The organism is Subtercola boreus (assembly GCF_003399645.1).
GTDB classification, from domain to species: Bacteria; Actinomycetota; Actinomycetes; order Actinomycetales; family Microbacteriaceae; genus Subtercola; species Subtercola boreus_A.
Map to the genome: position 1 here is coordinate 291,315 of NZ_NBXD01000002.1, position 17,846 is coordinate 309,160.

The 17,846-nt window shown below is 66.9% G+C and carries 15 protein-coding genes; 2 read left to right on the forward strand and 13 right to left on the reverse strand.

The window, feature by feature from the left end; genetic code table 11:
• The first annotated feature begins 175 nt into the window (after positions 1-175).
• Positions 176-1,441 carry an NAD(P)/FAD-dependent oxidoreductase gene (locus tag B7R24_RS01460; protein WP_116417181.1) on the forward strand — a complete coding sequence of 422 codons (1,266 nt, stop codon included), beginning with the start codon at positions 176-178 and terminating at the stop codon, positions 1,439-1,441.
• Between the two features lie 45 nt (positions 1,442-1,486).
• Here the strand turns inward: B7R24_RS01460 and B7R24_RS01465 are convergent, their stop codons facing one another.
• The 8 genes from B7R24_RS01465 to B7R24_RS01500 form a co-directional block, all read right to left on the reverse strand.
• Positions 1,487-3,106, reverse strand: coding sequence for an ATP-binding cassette domain-containing protein (locus tag B7R24_RS01465; protein WP_116417182.1), 1,620 nt, complete (start codon positions 3,104-3,106; stop codon positions 1,487-1,489).
• A 21-nt stretch (positions 3,107-3,127) separates the two neighbouring features.
• On the reverse strand, positions 3,128-4,369 hold the full coding sequence (gene mmsB, locus B7R24_RS01470) for a multiple monosaccharide ABC transporter permease (protein WP_116417183.1): 1,242 nt from the start codon (positions 4,367-4,369) through the stop codon (positions 3,128-3,130).
• Positions 4,369-5,901: a multiple monosaccharide ABC transporter ATP-binding protein gene (mmsA, locus tag B7R24_RS01475; RefSeq protein ID WP_116417184.1), complete on the reverse strand. Its 1,533-nt coding sequence runs from the start codon at positions 5,899-5,901 to the stop codon at positions 4,369-4,371. Before mmsA ends, mmsB begins: the two co-directional genes overlap by 1 nt.
• A 115-nt stretch (positions 5,902-6,016) precedes the next feature.
• Entirely contained in the window at positions 6,017-7,150 is a 1,134-nt protein-coding gene (gene chvE, locus B7R24_RS01480; RefSeq protein WP_116417185.1) for a multiple monosaccharide ABC transporter substrate-binding protein, read from the reverse strand.
• 93 nt (positions 7,151-7,243) lie between these two features.
• On the reverse strand, positions 7,244-8,761 hold the full coding sequence (gene araA, locus B7R24_RS01485) for an L-arabinose isomerase (protein WP_116417186.1): 1,518 nt from the start codon (positions 8,759-8,761) through the stop codon (positions 7,244-7,246).
• Positions 8,758-9,465: an L-ribulose-5-phosphate 4-epimerase gene (locus tag B7R24_RS01490; protein ID WP_116417187.1), complete on the reverse strand. Its 708-nt coding sequence runs from the start codon at positions 9,463-9,465 to the stop codon at positions 8,758-8,760. Before B7R24_RS01490 ends, araA begins: the two co-directional genes overlap by 4 nt.
• On the reverse strand, positions 9,462-11,123 hold the full coding sequence (locus tag B7R24_RS01495) for a xylulokinase (protein ID WP_116417188.1): 1,662 nt from the start codon (positions 11,121-11,123) through the stop codon (positions 9,462-9,464). Before B7R24_RS01495 ends, B7R24_RS01490 begins: the two co-directional genes overlap by 4 nt.
• A 193-nt stretch (positions 11,124-11,316) precedes the next feature.
• Complete coding sequence (locus B7R24_RS01500; protein WP_116417189.1) at positions 11,317-12,336, reverse strand: LacI family DNA-binding transcriptional regulator; 1,020 nt, start codon at positions 12,334-12,336, stop codon at positions 11,317-11,319.
• 116 nt (positions 12,337-12,452) lie between these two features.
• Here B7R24_RS01500 and B7R24_RS17470 point away from each other — a divergent pair, with 116 nt between their 5' ends.
• Positions 12,453-12,605 (forward strand): hypothetical protein, encoded by a 153-nt coding sequence (locus tag B7R24_RS17470; protein WP_172582654.1) that lies wholly within the window; start codon positions 12,453-12,455, stop codon positions 12,603-12,605.
• Positions 12,606-12,651: 46 nt separating this feature from the next.
• Here B7R24_RS17470 and msrA read toward each other — a convergent pair whose 3' ends face one another.
• The 5 genes from msrA to B7R24_RS01525 form a co-directional block, all read right to left on the reverse strand.
• The gene (msrA, locus tag B7R24_RS01505) at positions 12,652-13,167 is read right to left on the reverse strand and encodes a peptide-methionine (S)-S-oxide reductase MsrA (protein WP_116417190.1); all 516 of its coding nucleotides are present in this window, start codon (positions 13,165-13,167) and stop codon (positions 12,652-12,654) included.
• A gap of 82 nt (positions 13,168-13,249) precedes the next feature.
• The gene (locus B7R24_RS01510) at positions 13,250-14,662 is read right to left on the reverse strand and encodes an Ig-like domain-containing protein (RefSeq protein WP_116417191.1); all 1,413 of its coding nucleotides are present in this window, start codon (positions 14,660-14,662) and stop codon (positions 13,250-13,252) included.
• On the reverse strand, positions 14,652-15,506 hold the full coding sequence (locus B7R24_RS01515; RefSeq protein WP_116417192.1) for a TIGR03943 family putative permease subunit: 855 nt from the start codon (positions 15,504-15,506) through the stop codon (positions 14,652-14,654). The genes B7R24_RS01510 and B7R24_RS01515 overlap by 11 nt, the downstream gene beginning before the upstream one ends.
• Positions 15,496-16,437 (reverse strand): permease, encoded by a 942-nt coding sequence (locus B7R24_RS01520; protein WP_367302598.1) that lies wholly within the window; start codon positions 16,435-16,437, stop codon positions 15,496-15,498. Before B7R24_RS01520 ends, B7R24_RS01515 begins: the two co-directional genes overlap by 11 nt.
• Before the next feature lie 210 nt (positions 16,438-16,647).
• Positions 16,648-17,844, reverse strand: a complete 1,197-nt coding sequence (locus B7R24_RS01525; RefSeq protein ID WP_253259203.1) for an ADP-dependent glucokinase/phosphofructokinase — start codon at positions 17,842-17,844, stop codon at positions 16,648-16,650.
• Positions 17,845-17,846: the final 2 nt, after the last annotated feature.

Here is a 17,846-nt window from a genome sequence, read left to right on the forward strand (position 1 = left end):
CCCCCCCTCGACACCTCAGAAGTTGTCGCTCCGATCACTCGGGGCGGCAACTTCGAAGGTTTCAGTCGGTCGGTGCGTCGGCCCAGCAGTAAACGGGGTTCAGCGCAACGCCCACCCTGCCCGGGGGTAGGCGACGTAGGGTGGCCGTTCGAGCACAGTGAACGGGGCCACAGCCATGACCGACAGCAGCACCGAACACCACGAGGTCGTCGTCATCGGCGGCGGCAACGCCGGGCTCTCCGTCGCCGGCCGGCTGCGGCGGTACGGGGTTCAGGATGTCGCGGTGATCGAACCACGGACGCATCACCTCTACCAGCCGATGTTCTCGCACGTCGCGGGCGGTACCGCCCCGGCGGGTGCCGCGACGAGGCCCCAGGAGTCCGTCATCCCGAAGGGTGTCACGTGGGTGAAGGCCCGCGTCGAGAGCATCGATCCCGAACGAAAGACGGTGGCGCTGGCGTCGGGCCGTTCGATCTCGTACTCCCAGCTCGTCGTGTGCCCGGGTATCCAGAAGGACTGGAACTCCGTGCCGGGCCTGACAGATGCCATGCAGACGTCGTCGGGCATCTCGAACTACGAGTTCGAGTACGCGCAGAAGGCCTGGGATGTGCTCCGGAGTGTTCGTACCGGAACGGTCGTCTTCACCCAGCCCTCGGGGCCGGCCACCTGCGCGGGGGCGTCGCAGAAGCCGATGTACCTCGCCTGCGACCACTGGCGTGAGACCGGCGTGCTGAAGGACATCAGAGTGGTGCTGGTGGTGCCCACTCCGACGATGTTCGGCATGCCGCTGATCGACGCCGAGCTCGAACGGAAGGTCGCCGAGTACGGAATCGAGGTGCACTTCGACCGCGAGCTGGTCGAGGTGGATGCCCGGCAGAAGACAGTCGTGATCGCCGGCGTCGACGGCATCGATCGTGTGCCGGGCGCGGAGAGCACCCGGGGCGCCACCGCCGACGTCGACGTCGAACGGGAGACCCTCTCCTACGACGTTCTGCACGCGGTTCCGCCTCAGTCCGCGCCGGACTGGCTCGTGGGCACGGGTCTCGCGGCCGGGGGCGACGCGGGCGGCTTCGTGGAGGTCGACTCGCTGACGCTGCGCCATCCGCGTTTTCCCGACGTGTGGGCCCTCGGCGATGCTGCCGCGACGATGAACTCCAAGTCGGGCGGCGCGCTTCGCCAGCAGACGCTGGTGCTGGCGAAGAACCTCGTCGCCGCTCAGAAGGGCAAGCCGTTGCCGCAGGTCTACAACGGCTACTCGGTGTGTCCGTTCACCGTTTCGCGATCGACGGTGGTGTTCTCGGAGTTCGACGACCGCTACCGGCCAAAACCGACCATTCCGTTCTGGAAGGGCCTGGCGAAGGAGCGACGCCTGACGTTTGTGGCCGACCGCTACGTTCTGCCCTGGGTCTACTGGAACCTCATCCTCAAGGGCCGCGCCTGATCCGCACCTGATCCGCACCGGATCCGCACCGCGGATGCAGTCGCGTCAGGCCGGCCCGATCATATGCGCCAGAAGCGTCTCGGGGCTGGCCGCGCGGGTGTCCAGGTCGGCGGTCACCCGGCCCGCCACGAAGGTGTAGACGCGGTTCGTCATCACGAGGAGCTCGTCGAGGTCGTCGGAAGCGAAAAGCACCGCGGTGCCTCCCGCCGCGAGCTCGACGATCAGGTCGCGCACGACCTGCAGGCTCGCAGTGTCGAGCCGGGCGGTCGGATGATCGAGCACCACCACGACGGGCCGCCGCTCCAGGGGCAGGTCGAGCCAGGCCGTGAGGGCGTCGAGGTGCCGCCGGGCATCCGTCGTCCACGTGCCACCGGCACCCGGACCGCCGAAATCGGAGCCGTCGATGCCGCCGCCCGCACTCCCGCGCCGACCGCCGCCCACCAGAGCCGAGATGCCGCCGAGGCCGAAAGCCGGCGCCGCCGTCTTGTAGTCCCGGTCGCGGTCGACCAGGCCGAGCCTGGCGAAGCGGGCGAGCATCGACGACGAGATGCGTGAGGGGATGCCGCCCAGCAGGTTCAGGTCGTACTTCAGGTTCGCCGCCGTCGACAACCCGATTCCCCCGGCCACCGATTCCTGCGGCGTCGAGGCGACCAGCGGATGCCCGTTCACCCGCAACTCGCCCGTCACCTTCGAGCTGAACGATCGTCCGAACAGGCTGAGCGCGAGGTCGCTGACACCCGAACCCTCGAGCCCGGCGAGCCCGACGATCTCGCCTCGCCTCGCCGTCAGGGAGACGTTCTCGACCACCGCACGGGCGGTGTCGACGGGGTGGTGGGCCGTGAAGTCCACGAGTTCCAAGACCACGTCACCGGGCGCGATGCTCTCGTGGGTCGGCCGGGGGGTGACCACGATGTTGGCCGTCATCAGTTCGATGAGGCGGGAGGTCGCGCTCAAACGTCTCGCGGCCGGGGCGGAACCGGTGCTGACCGTCTCGACCGCCAGCCCGCGCGACATCACCGTCACCTCGGATGCGACCCGCCGCAGGGTGTCGATACGGTGACTCGCCACGACCACGGTGACCCCCTCGGCGGCGAGCCGCCCGATGCCGGCCGCGACGAGGTCGAGCCCCCGGGCATCCAGCCCCGTGAAGGGTTCGTCGAGCAGCACCACGGTGCGCTCGGCGACGAGGCAGCGCAGCAGCTCCACGATCCAGCGCTCGGCGCGGCTCAGGGTGGAGGCGGGGGCCGCCGGGTTCGTGACGGCGCCGAGACCGAAACGGGTGAGCAACTCGGCGGCGTTCGCGTTCAGACGGCCGAACCGGATGAACCCGCGCACCGCGCCCTCGCGCCCGAGGTAGATGTTCTCGGCGACCGAGAGGTGCGGCACGATGGCCGGCTCGCCGCGCACCACCCGCACGCCCAGGGCCTCGGCGGCCTCGTGCGCCGCGAAGTGCTGCTCGACACCGCCGACGGTGAGCGTTCCTCCGTCAACCGGCAGGTAGCCACCGATCACCGCGAGCACTTCGGATGCCCCGGAGAGGTTCTCGCCGAGGATGCCGTGCACGGCCCCCGCCGACACCTCCACCGACACAGAACGGATGCCCGTGCCGGCTGCCGACCTCGCTGAGACGGAACTCAGGGTGAGGGGCAGGCCGTGCACGGGCATCCGTTCAGACCGATCGCGAGATCAACGACCGCCGGAGCGGCGCTTGTTGTACACGTCGAAGGCGACGGCCAGCAGCAGCACGAGGCCCTTGACGGCCTGCTGCCACTCGATACCGATACCCATGATCGACATACCGTTGTTCAGCACACCGATGATGAGACCACCGATGATGGCACCGCTGATGGTTCCGACGCCACCGGTCACCGCCGCGCCACCGATGAAGGCGGCAGAGATGGCCTCGAGCTCGAAGCCGTCACCGGCCTTCGGGCCGGCCAGGTTCAGGCGGGCCGTGAAGACGAGACCGGCGAGAGCCGCGAGAACGCCCATGTTGACGAACAACCAGAAGGTGACGTTGCGGGTCTTGATGCCCGAGAGCTCAGCGGCGTGGAGGTTGCCGCCGATCGCGTAGATGTGGCGGCCGAAGACCGAGCGGCCCATGACCATGCCGTAGATCAGGATGAGCACGGCGAGGATGATCAGGGTGACCGGGATGCCCTTGAAGGTGGCGAGGGCGTAGGCGAAGAGCAGAATGACGACGGAGACCAGCACGAGCTTGCCGATGAACCAGCCGATCGGCTCGACGGCCTGGCCGTAGCTCTGGCGACCGCGACGGGTGCGGATCGACTGCACGATCAGCGCAACGATGGCGATGGCGGCGACGCCCATGGTGAGCGGGTCGACGTTCAGGTCGCCGAACACGTTCGTGAGGAAGCCGTTGCCGATGGCGCGGTACTCCTCGGGGAACGAGCCGATGTTCGCGTTGCCGAGCACGACGAGGGCAAGCCCTCGGAAGATGAGCATGCCGGCCAGGGTCACGATGAACGCGGGTATGCCGACGTACGCGATCCAGAACCCCTGCCAGGCGCCGACCACGGCGCCGATCAGCAGCGAGAGGATGATCGACAGCCACCACGGGAGCCCCATGTTGACGGCGAACACACCGGAGACGGCACCGACGAAGGCGGCGACGGAGCCCACCGACAGGTCGATGTGGCCAGCTACGATGACCATCACCATGCCGATGGCGAGGATCAGGATGTAGCCGTTCTGAACGATCAGGTTGCTGACGTTCTGCGGGCGGAGCAGCACGCCGTTCGTGAGGACCTGGAAGACCACGACGACCAGAACGAGGGCGATGAAGATGCCGTTCTTGCCGAGGTCGCTGAGCACGTGGCTGAGCGCGGTGGTGAACTTGTTCTCGACCGGGTTGACCCGGCCGCCCGCCGCCGTGTCGTCGGACGGCTTCGTTTCGAGGTTGGACATCAGGCTCGTTCCTTTTCCATGGTCATGTACTTGATCAGCGTTTCGGGGGTGGCTTCTGCGATGGGCAGTTCGCCGGTGATGCGGCCTTCGGCGATCGCGTAGATGCGGTCGCAGATGCCGAGCAGTTCGGGCAGCTCGCTCGAGATCACGATGACACCCTTCCCGGCGGCCGCCAGGCGGTTGATGATCGTGTAGATCTCGTATTTCGCACCCACGTCGATGCCGCGGGTGGGCTCATCGAGAATGAGCACGTCGGGGTCGGAGTAGATCCACTTGCTCAGCACGACCTTCTGCTGGTTGCCACCGCTGAGCTTGCCGACCTTCGACAGCACCGACGGTGCCTTGATGTTCATCGACTTGCGGTAGCCGTCGGCGACCTCGTACTCCTTGTTGTCGTCGACCAGGCCGCCGCGCTCGAGCTTCTTCAGCGAGGCCATCGAGATGTTGCGCTTGATGTCCTCGATCAGGTTGAGGCCGTAGAACTTGCGGTCTTCGGTGGCGTAGGCGAGGCCGTTGTCGATGGCCTCCGACACGGTGCGGGTCTTGATCTCGACACCGTGCTTGTAGACCTGGCCCGAGATGCGGGTTCCGTACGAGCGGCCGAACAGGCTCATCGCGAATTCGGTTCGCCCGGCTCCCATCAGCCCCGCAATGCCCACGATCTCGCCGCGTTTCACGTTGAGGTTGACGTTGTCGACCATGATGCGCGTCGGGTCCTGCGGGTGGTACGCCGTCCAGTTCTCGACCCGGAGGATCTCTTCGCCGATGTGGGGCGTGTGGTCGGGGTAGCGGTGTTCGAGGTCGCGCCCCACCATGTCCTTGATGATGCGCTCTTCGGTTACGTCCTGCTTGGCGATCGTCTCGATGGCCTTGCCGTCACGGATGACGGTCACGGTGTCGGAGATCTTCTTGATCTCGTTCAGCTTGTGGCTGATGATGATCGACGTGATGTTCTGGCCCTTGAGGCTGAGGATCAGGTCGAGCAGGTGATCGCTGTCCTCGTCGTTGAGGGCGGCGGTCGGTTCATCCAGAATCAGCAGCTTGACCCGCTTGGAGAGCGCCTTCGCGATCTCGACCAGCTGTTGCTTGCCGACACCGAGCTCCCGCACCTTGGTGGTGGGGTTCTCTCGCAGGCCGACGCGCGCGAGCAGCTTGGAGGCCTCGATGTTCGTCTTGTTCCAGTCGATCAGGCCGAACGCGCCCTTGATCTCGTTGTTGAGGAAGATGTTCTCGGCGATCGACAGGAACGGGCTGAGCGCCAGCTCCTGGTGGATGATGACGATGCCCTTGGCCTCGCTGTCCCGGATGTCGCGAAACTCCATCGTCTCGTTCTCGAACACGATGTCGCCTTCGTAGGTGCCGAAGGGGTAGACCCCGCTCAGAACCTTCATCAGGGTCGACTTGCCCGCACCGTTCTCGCCGCAGATCGCGTGGACTTCACCGCGGCCGACGGCGAGCGTCACGTTCTGCAGCGCCTTGACGCCCGGGAACGTCTTCGTGATGCTGAGCATTTCCAGGATATTGGTGGTCACAATATCTCTTCCTCTAAGTGTGTGGGTGGTGCTGGGGTGGTGAAGACTTTGCGCAAAAGCACCCAAACCGGGAGGTTTGGGTGCTTTTGCGCAAAGCGTAGCGGTGCAGGTGAGACTAGCCGTTGACCTGAGCGTCGGTGTAGTAGCCGCCGTCGATCAGAACGCTCTTGATGAGGTCCTTGGTGACGATGACGGGCTGCAGGAGCTGGGCCGGAACGACCTTCTTGCCGTTGTCGTAGGTCTTGTCGTCGTTCGTCTCGGGCGTCTTGCCCTCGAGAACGGCGCTGGCCATGGCGACGGCGACCTTCGCGAGCTCGCGAGTGTCCTTGTAGACGGTGGAGTACTGCTCTCCGCCGTTGATGGCCTTGACCGAGTCGAGCTCAGCGTCCTGGCCGGTGATGATCGGGAACGAGGCACCGACGGTGTAACCCGCCGACGTGACTGCCGAGATCAGACCGCGCGAGATACCGTCGTAGGGCGACAGGATGCCGTTGACCTTCGTGGTTCCGTCGGAGTAGGTCGACGTGAGGATGTTCTCCATACGCGACTGGGCGGTTGCCGGGTCCCAACGCAGGGTGGCGACCGTGTTGAAGTCGGTCTGGCCACTCTTGACGACGAGCGTTCCGTCGGCGATGTAGGGCTTCAGGGTGTCCATCGCGCCGTTGAAGAAGAACGTGGCGTTGTTGTCGTCGGGGCTACCGGCGAACAGCTCGATGTTGAACGGGCCCTTGGTGCCGGTCTTGTTGCCGCTGGCGTCGAGAACGCCGAGGCCGGTGAGCAGTGACGTGCCCTGCTCGACACCGACCTTGTAGTTGTCGAACGTCGCGTAGTAGTCCACGTTCTCGGAGTCACGGATCAGGCGGTCATAGGCAATGACAGGAATGTTGTTGTCTTTGGCGTTCTGAAGCGTGTTCGTCAGCGTGGTGCCGTCGATCGAGGCGACGATCAGGGCCTTGGCGCCCTTGGTGATCATGTTCTCGAGCTGGCTGACCTGGGTGGGGATGTCGTCTTCTGCGTACTCGAGGTCGACGGTGTAACCGGCTGCCTCGAGCTGGGTCTTGATGCTGTTGCCATCGGCGATCCAGCGCTCGGAGGACTTGGTCGGCATCGCGACGCCGATGAGACCGCCAGCACCCGCGGCAGCGCCGTCGGTGGAGGAGCCTGATGATGAGCTGCCCGAGGAGCAGGCTGCAAGTGAAACCACCATGGCCGCTGAGGCCAGGAGGGAAAGTACAACTTTCTTCTTCACTGTATTTCCTTTCAGAGTTGTGCGTTGAGACTTCGTTGTCAGCAGGTGCTGTGTGAAGGTGTTGCGATTGCTGCAGTGGTGTGACTGCGGTGGTTACAGGCCCTGTGCCAAACGGTAGTAGGCCTGGTTCCAGCGCACTTCCCGGTGGAAGGTGCGCAGGTCTGTGTTCTCGTCGATGACGAGAAGTTCTGTCTTCGCGATGTCGGCGAAGTCGGTGAAGGCGTCGAGCCCCACTGCTGTCGACATCACGGTGTGGTGGGCGGCGCCGGCGGTGAGCCACGCGGCGGCGCTGACCTCGAAGGAGGGTTCGGGCTTCCAGACGGCGCGGCCGACAGGCAGCTTCGGCAGGGGAGCGGTGGGTTCGACGACCTCGACGACGTTCGCGACGAGCCGGAACCGGTCGCGCATGTCGCTCATCGCGACGACGACGGCGGGGCCGGGGTCGGCCGTGAAGACAAGCCGCACGGGGTCTTCGCGGCCCCCGATGCCGAGCGGGTGGATCTCGAGGGTCGGCTTGGCGGAGGTGAGGGAGGGGCTGACCTCGAGCATGTGTGCGCCGAGGATGACTTCGGAGCCGGGGGTGAGGTCGTAGGTGTAGTCCTCCATCAGCGACGCGCCGCCGGGCAGTCCGGAACCCATCACGTTGGCGGCGTGCACGAGGATGGCCGTCTTCCAGTCGCCCTCCGCACCGAACCCGTAGCCGTCGGCCATCAGGCGCTGCACGGCGAGGCCGGGCAGCTGGCGGAGCGCGCCGAGGTCTTCGAAGCTCGTCGTGAAGGCGCCGAATCCACCCTCCTCGAGGAACGAACGCAGCCCGATCTCGATCGCGGCGCCATTGCGCAGCGATTCGTGGCGAGCGGCACCGGCGCGCAGCTCGGGAGCCACATCGTAGAGCTCTTCGTATTCGGCGACGAGAGAGTCGATCTGAGCATCCGTCGCCTGGGCAACGGCCTCGGCCAGTTCGTTGACGCCCCAGGTGTTGACCTGCACGCCGAAGCGCAGCTCGGCCTCGGTCTTGTCGCCCTCGGTGACGGCGACGAAGCGCATGTTGTCGCCGAACCGGGCGAGCTTCAGGGTCTTCGTGGCGGCCCACCCGGCAGCAGCGCGCGACCAGGTGCCGATCTGCGCGGTGACGGCGGGGTTTGTGGCGTGGCCGACGACGGTCTTGCGGGCGACGCCGAGGCGGGTCTGGATGTAGCCGAACTCGCGGTCGCCGTGCGCGGCCTGGTTCAGGTTCATGAAGTCCATGTCGATCTCTGCCCAGGGCAGCTCGACGTTGGCCTGCGTGTGCAGGTGCAGCAGCGGCTTCTGCAGGGCGTCGAGCCCCGAGATCCACATCTTCGCGGGGCTGAAGGTGTGCATCCACGCAATCAGGCCGATGACGCTGTCATTGGCGTTGGCCTCGAGGATGGCGCGCTTGATCGACTCCGAGTCCTTCAGAACCGGCTTCCACACGATGGTGACGGGAATGCCTTCTGCTGCAGCGAGTGTGTCGGCGATGGTCTTCGACTGCTCGGCGACCTGTCGCAGGGTCTCGTCGCCGTAGAGGTTCTGGCTTCCGGTGAAGAACCAGACCTCGTAGCGGTGCAGATCGGGGGTGATGCGGCTCACGCGAGAGCTCCTTCGGGGGCTTGTCCGTAGACGTTCTGATAACGGTTGAAGAGGGCGTCGATGGCATCCTGCGGGATGGGCAGCGGATCGCCGAGCTGGCGGGCGAGGTGCACCGTGCGGGCCACGTCTTCGACCATGACGGCGGCCTTGACCGCGTCGGAGGCGTTCTTGCCGATCGTGAAGACGCCGTGGTTCTGCATCAGCACGGCGCGCGAACGGTGGCCGGTGAGCGTGTCGACCACGCCGACGCCGATCGAGTCGTCGCCGATGATGGCGAAGGGGCCGACCGGGATGGGGCCACCGAACTCGTCGGCCATCGCGGTGATGACGCAGGGAATCTCCTCGCCCCGGGCCGCCCACGCCGTGGCGTAGGTGGAGTGCGTGTGCACGACCCCGCCGACCTGCGGCATGTTGCGGTACACGTAGGCGTGGGCTGCAGTGTCGCTCGAGGGGGAGCGGTTGCTGCCGGGCGTCTCGGCGATCACCTCTCCGTCGAGGTCGCAGAGGATCATGTTGTCGGGGCCGAGCTCGTCGTACCGCACACCGGAGGGCTTGATCACGAACAGGTCGGCGCCGGGCACGCGGCCGGAGATGTTGCCTCCGGTCCACACGACGAGGCCGTTGGCGGTCAACTCGGAGTGCAGGCGGGCCACATCTTCACGGATTCCCGCGATGACCACCTCGATTTCGGGTCCGTAGTTCATCGTGCCTGCTCCGTGGTTCGGTGGGTGAGATTCTCGATCGCTGCGCTCTCGACGGCGAGGCCGGCGCGGTAGCGGTCGAGATAGGTCGAGAACCCGGCGACATCGGCCGGGTCGGCGGGGGTCTGGCTGAACTGGTTCTCGTCGAAGACCCGGGTGCGCAGGTAGTCGTCGAGTGAGACTCCGGATGCTGCGGGGCCGACGTACGAGGCGAGAACGGCCATGCCCCAGGCGCCGCCCTCCGATGCGGTCTCGGTGACGACGACGGGTGCGTCGAGGGAACCGGCGAGGAAGCGCTGTGCGACGCCGGCGGTGCGGAACATGCCGCCGTGGGCGAACATCCGGTCGACGGCGACGCCTTCCGACGCCAGAACCCGCATGCCGAGGCTGAGGGTGGCGAACGCGGCGTAGAGCTGGGCGCGCATGAAGTTGCCCAGGTCGAGGCGGCTGTCGGGGGTGCGCACGACGAGCGGCCGGCCCTCGTCGAGCCCGGTGATGGGTTCACCCGCCAGATTGTTGAAGGCCAACAGGCCGCCGGCATCCGCTTCGCCCTCGAGGGCCTCGCGGAACAGCGTCTCGAAGACGGCATCGCTGCTGAGCGGAAGACCGGCGGCGGCGGCGAAGCGCACGAAGAGGCCGGCCCACGCGCCGAGTTCGCTGGCGCCGTTGTTGCAGTGCACCATGGCGACGGGGTGGCCGTCGGGGGTGGTGACCAGGTCGATCTCGTGGTGGAGCTTCTCGAGCGGGCTCTCGAGCACGATCATGGCGAAGATGCTGGTGCCGGCGCTGACGTTGCCGGTGCGCGGGGCGACGGAGCAGGTGGCGACCATGCCGGTACCGGCGTCACCCTCGGGCGGGCAGAAGACGGCGCCCGGCTGAAGCGTGCCGCTCGGGTCGAGAAGGGCCGCGCCCTCGGGGGTGAGCGTTCCGGCGGGGGTGCCGGCGACGAGAACCGTCGGCAGCAGGTCGACGAGATCGAAGCCCGGTGCCCTCGAGCCGACGAGGTCGGCGTAACGGCCGAGCAGCTCGGCATCGTAGGTCGCGGTCTGGGCGTCGATGGGGAACATGCCCGAGGCGTCGCCGACGCCGATGACCTTCTCGCCCGTCAGCTTCCAGTGCACATAGCCGGCCAGGGTCGTGAGAAAGCGTACGTCGCCGACGTGTTGCTCGCTGTCGAGCACGGCCTGGTGCAGGTGGGCGATCGACCAGCGCAGCGGGATGTTGACACCGAACGCCTCGGTCAACTCAGCGGCTGCGGTGCCGGTGGTGGTGTTGCGCCACGACCGGAACGGCACGAGCTGCTCGTCGGCTGCGCCGAAGGGAAGGTAACCGTGCATCATCGCCGAGATGCCGATGGCACCGAAGGTCGCGGGGCGTTCGCCGCCCCGACGCTCGACGTCGGCGACGAGATCGGCGTAGGCGGCGCGGATGCCCGACCAGACGTTCTCGAGAGAGTAGGTCCAGACGCGGCCTTCGAACTCGTTCTCCCAGTCGTGGCTGCCGACGCCGAGCACCACGGAGGGGTCTTCGCCGATGAGGCAGACCTTGATGCGGGTGGAGCCGAGCTCGATACCGAGGGAGGTCGCGGCGCTGTCGATCACCGGCGGGGCGGTGAGGGGCACGTCTGACACGCTGCAAACTCCTTTGTCTGGTTCAGGCATGCCGACAGCCCCCGTGGGAAGGGCCGGCAGAGCCGGGAGGAAGCCACTCTGTGACGGTGCATGTGAACGGTCACATTGGGCTTGGACTCATGTTAGTACCACAATCCGGCCCTCTGTCAACCTCGACAGAAACCCGTCGGTCACGGTTCGATAACTGTCGGTCGGAGGCTCACCGGCCCTTTCGACGAACGGATCAGCGCGAGACGGCGCGGGTACTGCCGCGCACGATGAGTTCGGGAACGATGAGCTCGGGTGCGGCATGATCGCCCGCTGAGACTCCCCCGCTGAGCAGCAGCGCGATGGCCCGGCGGCCCAGTTCGGCGAAGTCCTGGCGCACGGTGGTCAGCGGCGGCCAGAAGTGCCGGGCCTCGGGAATATCGTCGAACCCGATGATGCTCACGTCGCCGGGAACGTCGAGTCCAGCGTCCCGAACCGCGTGGATCAGGCCGAGTGCCATCTGGTCGTTCGAGGAGAAGATGGCGGTGAAGTCGCGTACCCGCAGCAGTTCGCGACCGGCGAAGTACCCGAACTCCGCAGTCCAGTCGCCGAGGATCGGCGCGGTCGTCGCCACGTCGTTCTCCGACATCTCGGTGAGGAAGCCGTGCATGCGGGCCTCGGCTTCGATCCAGTCCTGTGGGCCGGCGAGGTGGTAGATGTTGCGGTGCCCCAGCTCGATGAGGTGGCGCGTGGCCAGTCGCGCGCCAGCGATCTGGTCGACCGAGAGAGCGTGGTCGGAGGTGCCGGTCGACTGCAGTGTCACGAATGGCACGGAGAGCTTCATCTCGGTGAAGGCGTTGAAGACGCGCACCTGTGGCGCAATTACCACCAGCCCCTCGATCGCCTGGTCGAGCAGGTGGTTCAGCGCCTTCTCGATCGATTCCCGATCGCTGCCGTCGAGGTTGACGGTATTCACGAAGTAACCTTCGGCCCGGGCTGCCTGCTCGATGGCGGTGATGCTCGAGGCCGGCCCGTACTGGTAGCCCGAGGCCGAGATGACGCCGATGGTGCGCGACCGGCTCGTCACCAGCATGCGGGCCGCCCGGTTGGGGCGGTACTGCAGTTCGTCCATCACCTGCTGAACGCGCTGCTTCGTCTCTTCACGAAGGCTCGTGGAGTTGTTCAGAACACGCGAAACCGTCTGGTGCGACACCCCGGCGAGGCGGGCTACATCCCGGATGCTCGGGGCGCGGTTCCGGGTCGGGTCGCTGTCCACCCGCCCATTATGCCCCCGCCCGATGGGGGGCGTCCGAATGGGATGTGACAGTCACATGCTCGCGCCATGCCATCGATCCGTGAAACAATGCCCTTTTCGACAGTAGAGGTCATCCCGTGAGCTACACGCCCGCCCCGCAAGAGCCCGACGACCCCAATCGCCCCAAGAGGCCGACCACCGCCCGCATCACCATCTGGATCGTGGTCGCGGCCGTCGGCCTCTACTTTCTCGGTACCGGGATCTACGGCATCGTCACCGGCGGCAACTGAGCGTCACCGCCGGCAACGGAGCGTCACCGGCGGCAGCGCTGGAGCGCTAGGCGACCGCTGACTCGCGGCGCGGCAGCTTCCAGCCCGCGCGCACGAAGTGGCAGGTGTACCCGTTCGGGTAGACCTCGAGGTAGTCCTGGTGCTCGGGCTCGGCCTCCCAGAAGTCGCCCGCGGGCTCGACCTCGGTGACGACCTTGCCCGGCCAGAGGCCTGACGCGTCGACATCGGCGATGGTGTCGAGAGCGGTGTTCTTCTGCTGGTCGTCGGTGTAGTAGATCGCGGAGCGATAGCTCGTGCCGCGGTCGCCTCCCTGGCGGTTCTTGGTCGACGGGTCGTGGATCTGGAAGAAGAACTCCAGCAGGTCACGGTACGTCTCGACCGCGGGGTCATAGGTGATCTCGATGGCCTCGGCGTGCAGGCCGTGGTTGCGGTAGGTCGCGTTCGGGGTGTCTCCGCCGGTGTAGCCGACGCGGGTCGACACGACGCCCGCGCGCTTGCGGATCAGGTCCTGCATTCCCCAGAAGCAGCCGCCTGCGAGGATCGCCTTCTCAGTTGTAGCCATGGTGTTCTCCTTTGCACTCAACATCGATTACAACAGCGCGTCGGGGCTGTGTGTTCCTGCCGACGAGGCTCTCAGCAAGCTGTCAGCCAGCGCTGCACCAGTCGGGTTGGGAGCCCGGGAAGGTGCGCGGTTCGGCCGAGCCGGCGAGCGGGATGTAGGTGGTGCCTGCGCTCGTCGAGGTGACGGCATAGCGACCATTCGTCGACAGGCAGAAATGGGTGATCGGGGTGCCGTCGGGTGTTGTGAACACCGTCGTGCTCGCGCTGGCGTCGCGCTTCACGAGGGCGGTGGCATCGCTGCTTCGGGCGACCACGGTTCCCGAGGCGTCGAGCGGCAGGGCGGTCTGCGTCTGGACGGGCGGCGAGACGCCGGCGCCTGACCCGGCGCCGGCTGCCCCGCTCGCTTCAGTAAAGGGCGCTGTCACCGGGGTGCCCGGTGTGCCGAAGTCGATGGTGAACGTGGCCCCGCCCCGTTCGGTCACCAGCGACTTCGTGCCGGGTACGAACCCCTGGAGAGCATCTGCCGACCCGACGCCGACGGTGCCCGACGACCCGTCGAGCAGCCCGAGCACGTCGGCGAGGTAGAGCGATCCGTCAGGGCTCCGGGCGACCAGCGAGGTGGTTCCCGGCACGAAGAACCAGCTCGTCACGTCGAGCAGCTCGTGGTCGGGGCCGGTCACCGGAATCGAGAACGCCTGCCCGAGGGTGGTGTCGTAGATGTAGAGCTGCTCATTGGCGGTCGGGTAGTAGGGCGACGGGGCCGCGCGATAGGTGTAGCCGAACAGGTTGCTCTTCGCCGAGGCCGTGAGCCCGGTGACCGTGCCGGGCCCTGCGAGCTGCACGGGTATGGGCGCGGCAGATCCGTCGGGGGTGATGATGTCGAGAAGGTCGTAGCCGTCGGCGTCCGTCGTGGCGACGACGAGTTTCTGTCCCATTGTCGCGAACCTGCTGATGTGCGGCGCGCTGTAGAGGGTCTCGGTCGTACCTCCGGTCAGCGAGGCGCGTTCGATCCGGTCATCCGGAGCCGGTTCCGCGGTCGACACCGCGGAACCGGGCACCAGGAAGGCCACGTTCGCGTCGGGTGTGGTGAAGGAGTAACTGAAGGTCGATTCGGCGTTCTGGGAGGCGCTCTTCACGCCGGTCGCCGTCACCGTGTAGGTGGTGTTGTACTCCAGGATGCTGGTGAACTCGACCTGGATGCTCGTCTGGTTCGATGTCGTCGCCACGCCGACAGATGGGGTGACGCTGATCTGCGCGTCACCGACGGGCGCGAGGACCTCGTTGGACTCGAGCAGCAGGCGCTGGCCCGCCCGCTCGACACTGGTCTGCACGTTGAGCTGGGCGGAGGTGAGGCGGGGGCCCTGGGAGAGGTTGAGCGCGACGAGGCCGAGGGCGAGCAGCGCGAACACCGCGATGCTGCCGTACAGCAGCCGCCGGAACGCGCGAGACGACGGCGCAGCCCTCGGCGGCCCCGTCAGATCGGCGTCAGTAGACATAGGGATCGGAGGGCTGGGCGATGCCCGTGATCGCGTCGGGCTGCAGCACGATGTTCGCGGTACTCAGAACGCTCGGGTCGGCCCCGAAGGTGCCGTCGACACTCACCCAGCTGTCGGTGGGGTACGAGCTCTGCCAGCCCGGTCGGTAGACCGCGACCCCCACCGGCTGGGCGTCGACCGCGCAGCAGGTGACCACGAATCGGGCGACGAAGAACACGTTGTCGGGGTCGTCGGCATCGGGGGTGACGAAGCCGGTGACGGTGGCGGCCCGGCCGTCGAAGTAGTCGAGCCCGACGCCCTGGCGCATCAGCAGCGACCAGTTCTTCACTGTGTACGAGGAGGTGTCGTCACCGGCGCTCGCAGCGCTGGCCGAGCCTTCGCCCGGCAGAGTGGCGGAGGCGTTGTTGATGCTGCGCTGCGCGACCGTCGAGGAGGTGAGCGTCGTGGGCGGCACCACGAGCAGGGCGGTGACAGCGGCCGCGACGACGGCGAGGCTCGCGGCGGTGCCGGTGAGCATCCGGAGCCTGCGGGTGCGCGGGGAGCGCCCGGATCGCGCGACGGCGGCCGGGTGGAGGTCGTGCCCGCCCGCAGCGTGGTCGTGTGCGTGCTCGTGCCCGCCCGGTGCGTGGTCGTGCGCGTCGTCGTCGCCCTCCGTCGGCACCACCGCGAACGCGCCCACGATCAGCACCACCGCGATCGCGGCCATGACCAGCGTGAAGACGTAGTAGCGGGGGTGGATGTAGAGCCCGAGCTGCCCGGCGAACCCCAGCCAGACGGTCGCTGTGACGCCGATGAGGCTGAGCGCGAGACCCTGCCAGCGCGAGACGAGACGGCTAAAAGACATAGTTGACCGCCAGTCCGAGAGTCGCTGCACACATCGCGATCAGGATACTGACCTGCACGAGGGTCTTTGCTGTGAACGTCGTGCGCAGCAGTGCGAGCATCTTCACATCGATCATCGGTCCGAAAACCAGGAACGCCACGATGCCGCCCGGTAGGAAGGTCGATCCGAACGACAGAATGAAGAACGCATCGACGTTCGAGCAGATCGCCACCACGAACGCGAGGGTCATCAGCGCCAGCACCGACCAGAGCGGATTGCTGCCGAGCGCCACCAGCACGTTGCGCGAGACCGCCACCTGGATGAACCCCGCAATGCCGGCCCCGATGAAGAGCGCCGGCATCATGGCGCTGGTCTCGCGCGAGAACTGCAGGAAGGTGCGGCGCACCCGGCGGTTGCGGGGGGCCGCCTCGTCGATGGCGCACGCCTCCTGGAACCCCGTCGTCAGCAGCTTCTCGGGGGACGGGTGGCGGCTGAAGATGAAGCCGACCAGGTTGGCGATCAGCAGCCCGCCGATGATGCGGGAGACCAGGATGCCGTCGTTCCAGCCGAACGCCTGGTACGTCGTGACGATCGTGATCGGGTTGATGATGGGCGCGGCGAAGAGGAAGGTCATCGAGTCGGCCACCGTCAGCCCGCTCATGATGAGCCCGCGCGCGAGCGGAACGTTGCCGCACTCGCAGACCGGCAGCAGAACCCCGAGCAGCGAGATCGTGAAACGGCGAAGCGCCGGATTCCGCGGCAAGCGGCGCAGCAGGAACCCCTCCGGCAGCCACACCTGCACCAGGCTCGACAGCACGATGCCCAGAAAGACGAAGGGCAGCGATTCGATGATGACGCTGATCGAGAGAGTGACGAAGTCACGGGCCGGGTCGGTCATCCACTCGGTCACCGAGGCCGGGGTGAGGTACCGGATGCCCAGCAGCACCAGCACCGCGACGACGCCGACGACCGGGGCCCACTGGAACTCCGAAGCGGTCAGCTCGCGGAGGGACGGCTCGCGTGGCGACGAGTCACGGTGCGACGCGTCGCCACGCGGCGGCTCGTGGGTCAGCGAACGAGACAGTGGGCCCTCCCGAGGTTCGTCCCCAGTGTATTGAGGGTGTCGCTGACCGTTTGCTCAGACGGCGCAGCGCAGACTCGCTCAGACGGCGCGGCCCCGGCGGAGGGCCGCGATGAAGCCGCCCACGAAGGAGTCACCGAGACCGATCGTGGTGGGTGCCGGGTCTTCGAGCAGGAAGGCCGGGATGAAGACGGCCCTGGGCAGCGCGGCCTCGAGCGCGGAGGCCAGCGCCACACCCCGGGGGTTCAGCTGTTCGAGCATCATCCCCTCGTAGTCGGCGAGGGTGAACGAGTCGCCGAAGCGGTACCGTGTGCTCGCCATCAGGATGCCGCCCTGCAGGGCCTGGCGGTAACGGTGCGCACTCTCACCGATCGCCGCCGACCAGAACTTCGTGTGCACCACCAGTTGGCGGGCCGGAATGAGCCACCGGATGTCGCCCAGCGCCTTCTGCACGTCGCCGGCGTCGAGCAGGTCGACCGGCCGACCGAGGTGGTTCTCGAGTTCGTCTTCGTTCATCGAGTAGACGTCGATGAACTCGAGCAGCGCGTCGCGAACCCGCACGTTGAGTTCGGGACGGTGGAATCCGGAGTCTTCGTAGCACACCGTCGCCCCGGGCGGCAGCGAACGCATGGCGGCGCGGAGTTGGCCGAGGCGCTCGTCGAGGGCCGCGGCATCCTGCATCGAATTGAAACCCGAGATGAGAAAGAGCGAGGAATCCGCGAGCGCTTGCGGCAGATCGTCGGCCAGGTAAAGCGTCTGGTTCGGCGGGTCGTTGGAGTAGATGAGCCGGTTGGCGTGCGTCGCGGTGAGAGTGACCTCGCCGAGGCGCACCGTCGCTCCGACGGGGTACTGGATGATCAGGTGCGGGTCGGTCGTGTCGCGCAGGGCACTGCTGACGTAGCCGCAGCCGGGCGGCAGCAGGCGCCTGACGTGGTCGTCGATGCTCACCAGATGCAGGATGCTCGTGACTCCCAGCACCTGCATCGCCAACGCAGCACGTACCCCTGTTCCACCGAGGGTGATGCGGCTGGTGAAGCGGGCGGCGAACTGCTCGACGATGCCGGAGGAGGCGACGAAGCGCTCTCCCCCGGAACCGGCTTCGAGGAACGCGAGCACTGAGACCACGAGGTCCCGTTCGCTCGCGATCGGGCGGTGGGTGGTGAGCTCCGAGGCCGTCACACCGTAGTCGAGTGCCAGGGCCTCGAGCACCGACGACTGCCAGTCGATCTCGTAGTCGACGGTGCCGCCGAGGCCCAGTACGGTTTCGGAGCTCACCATGA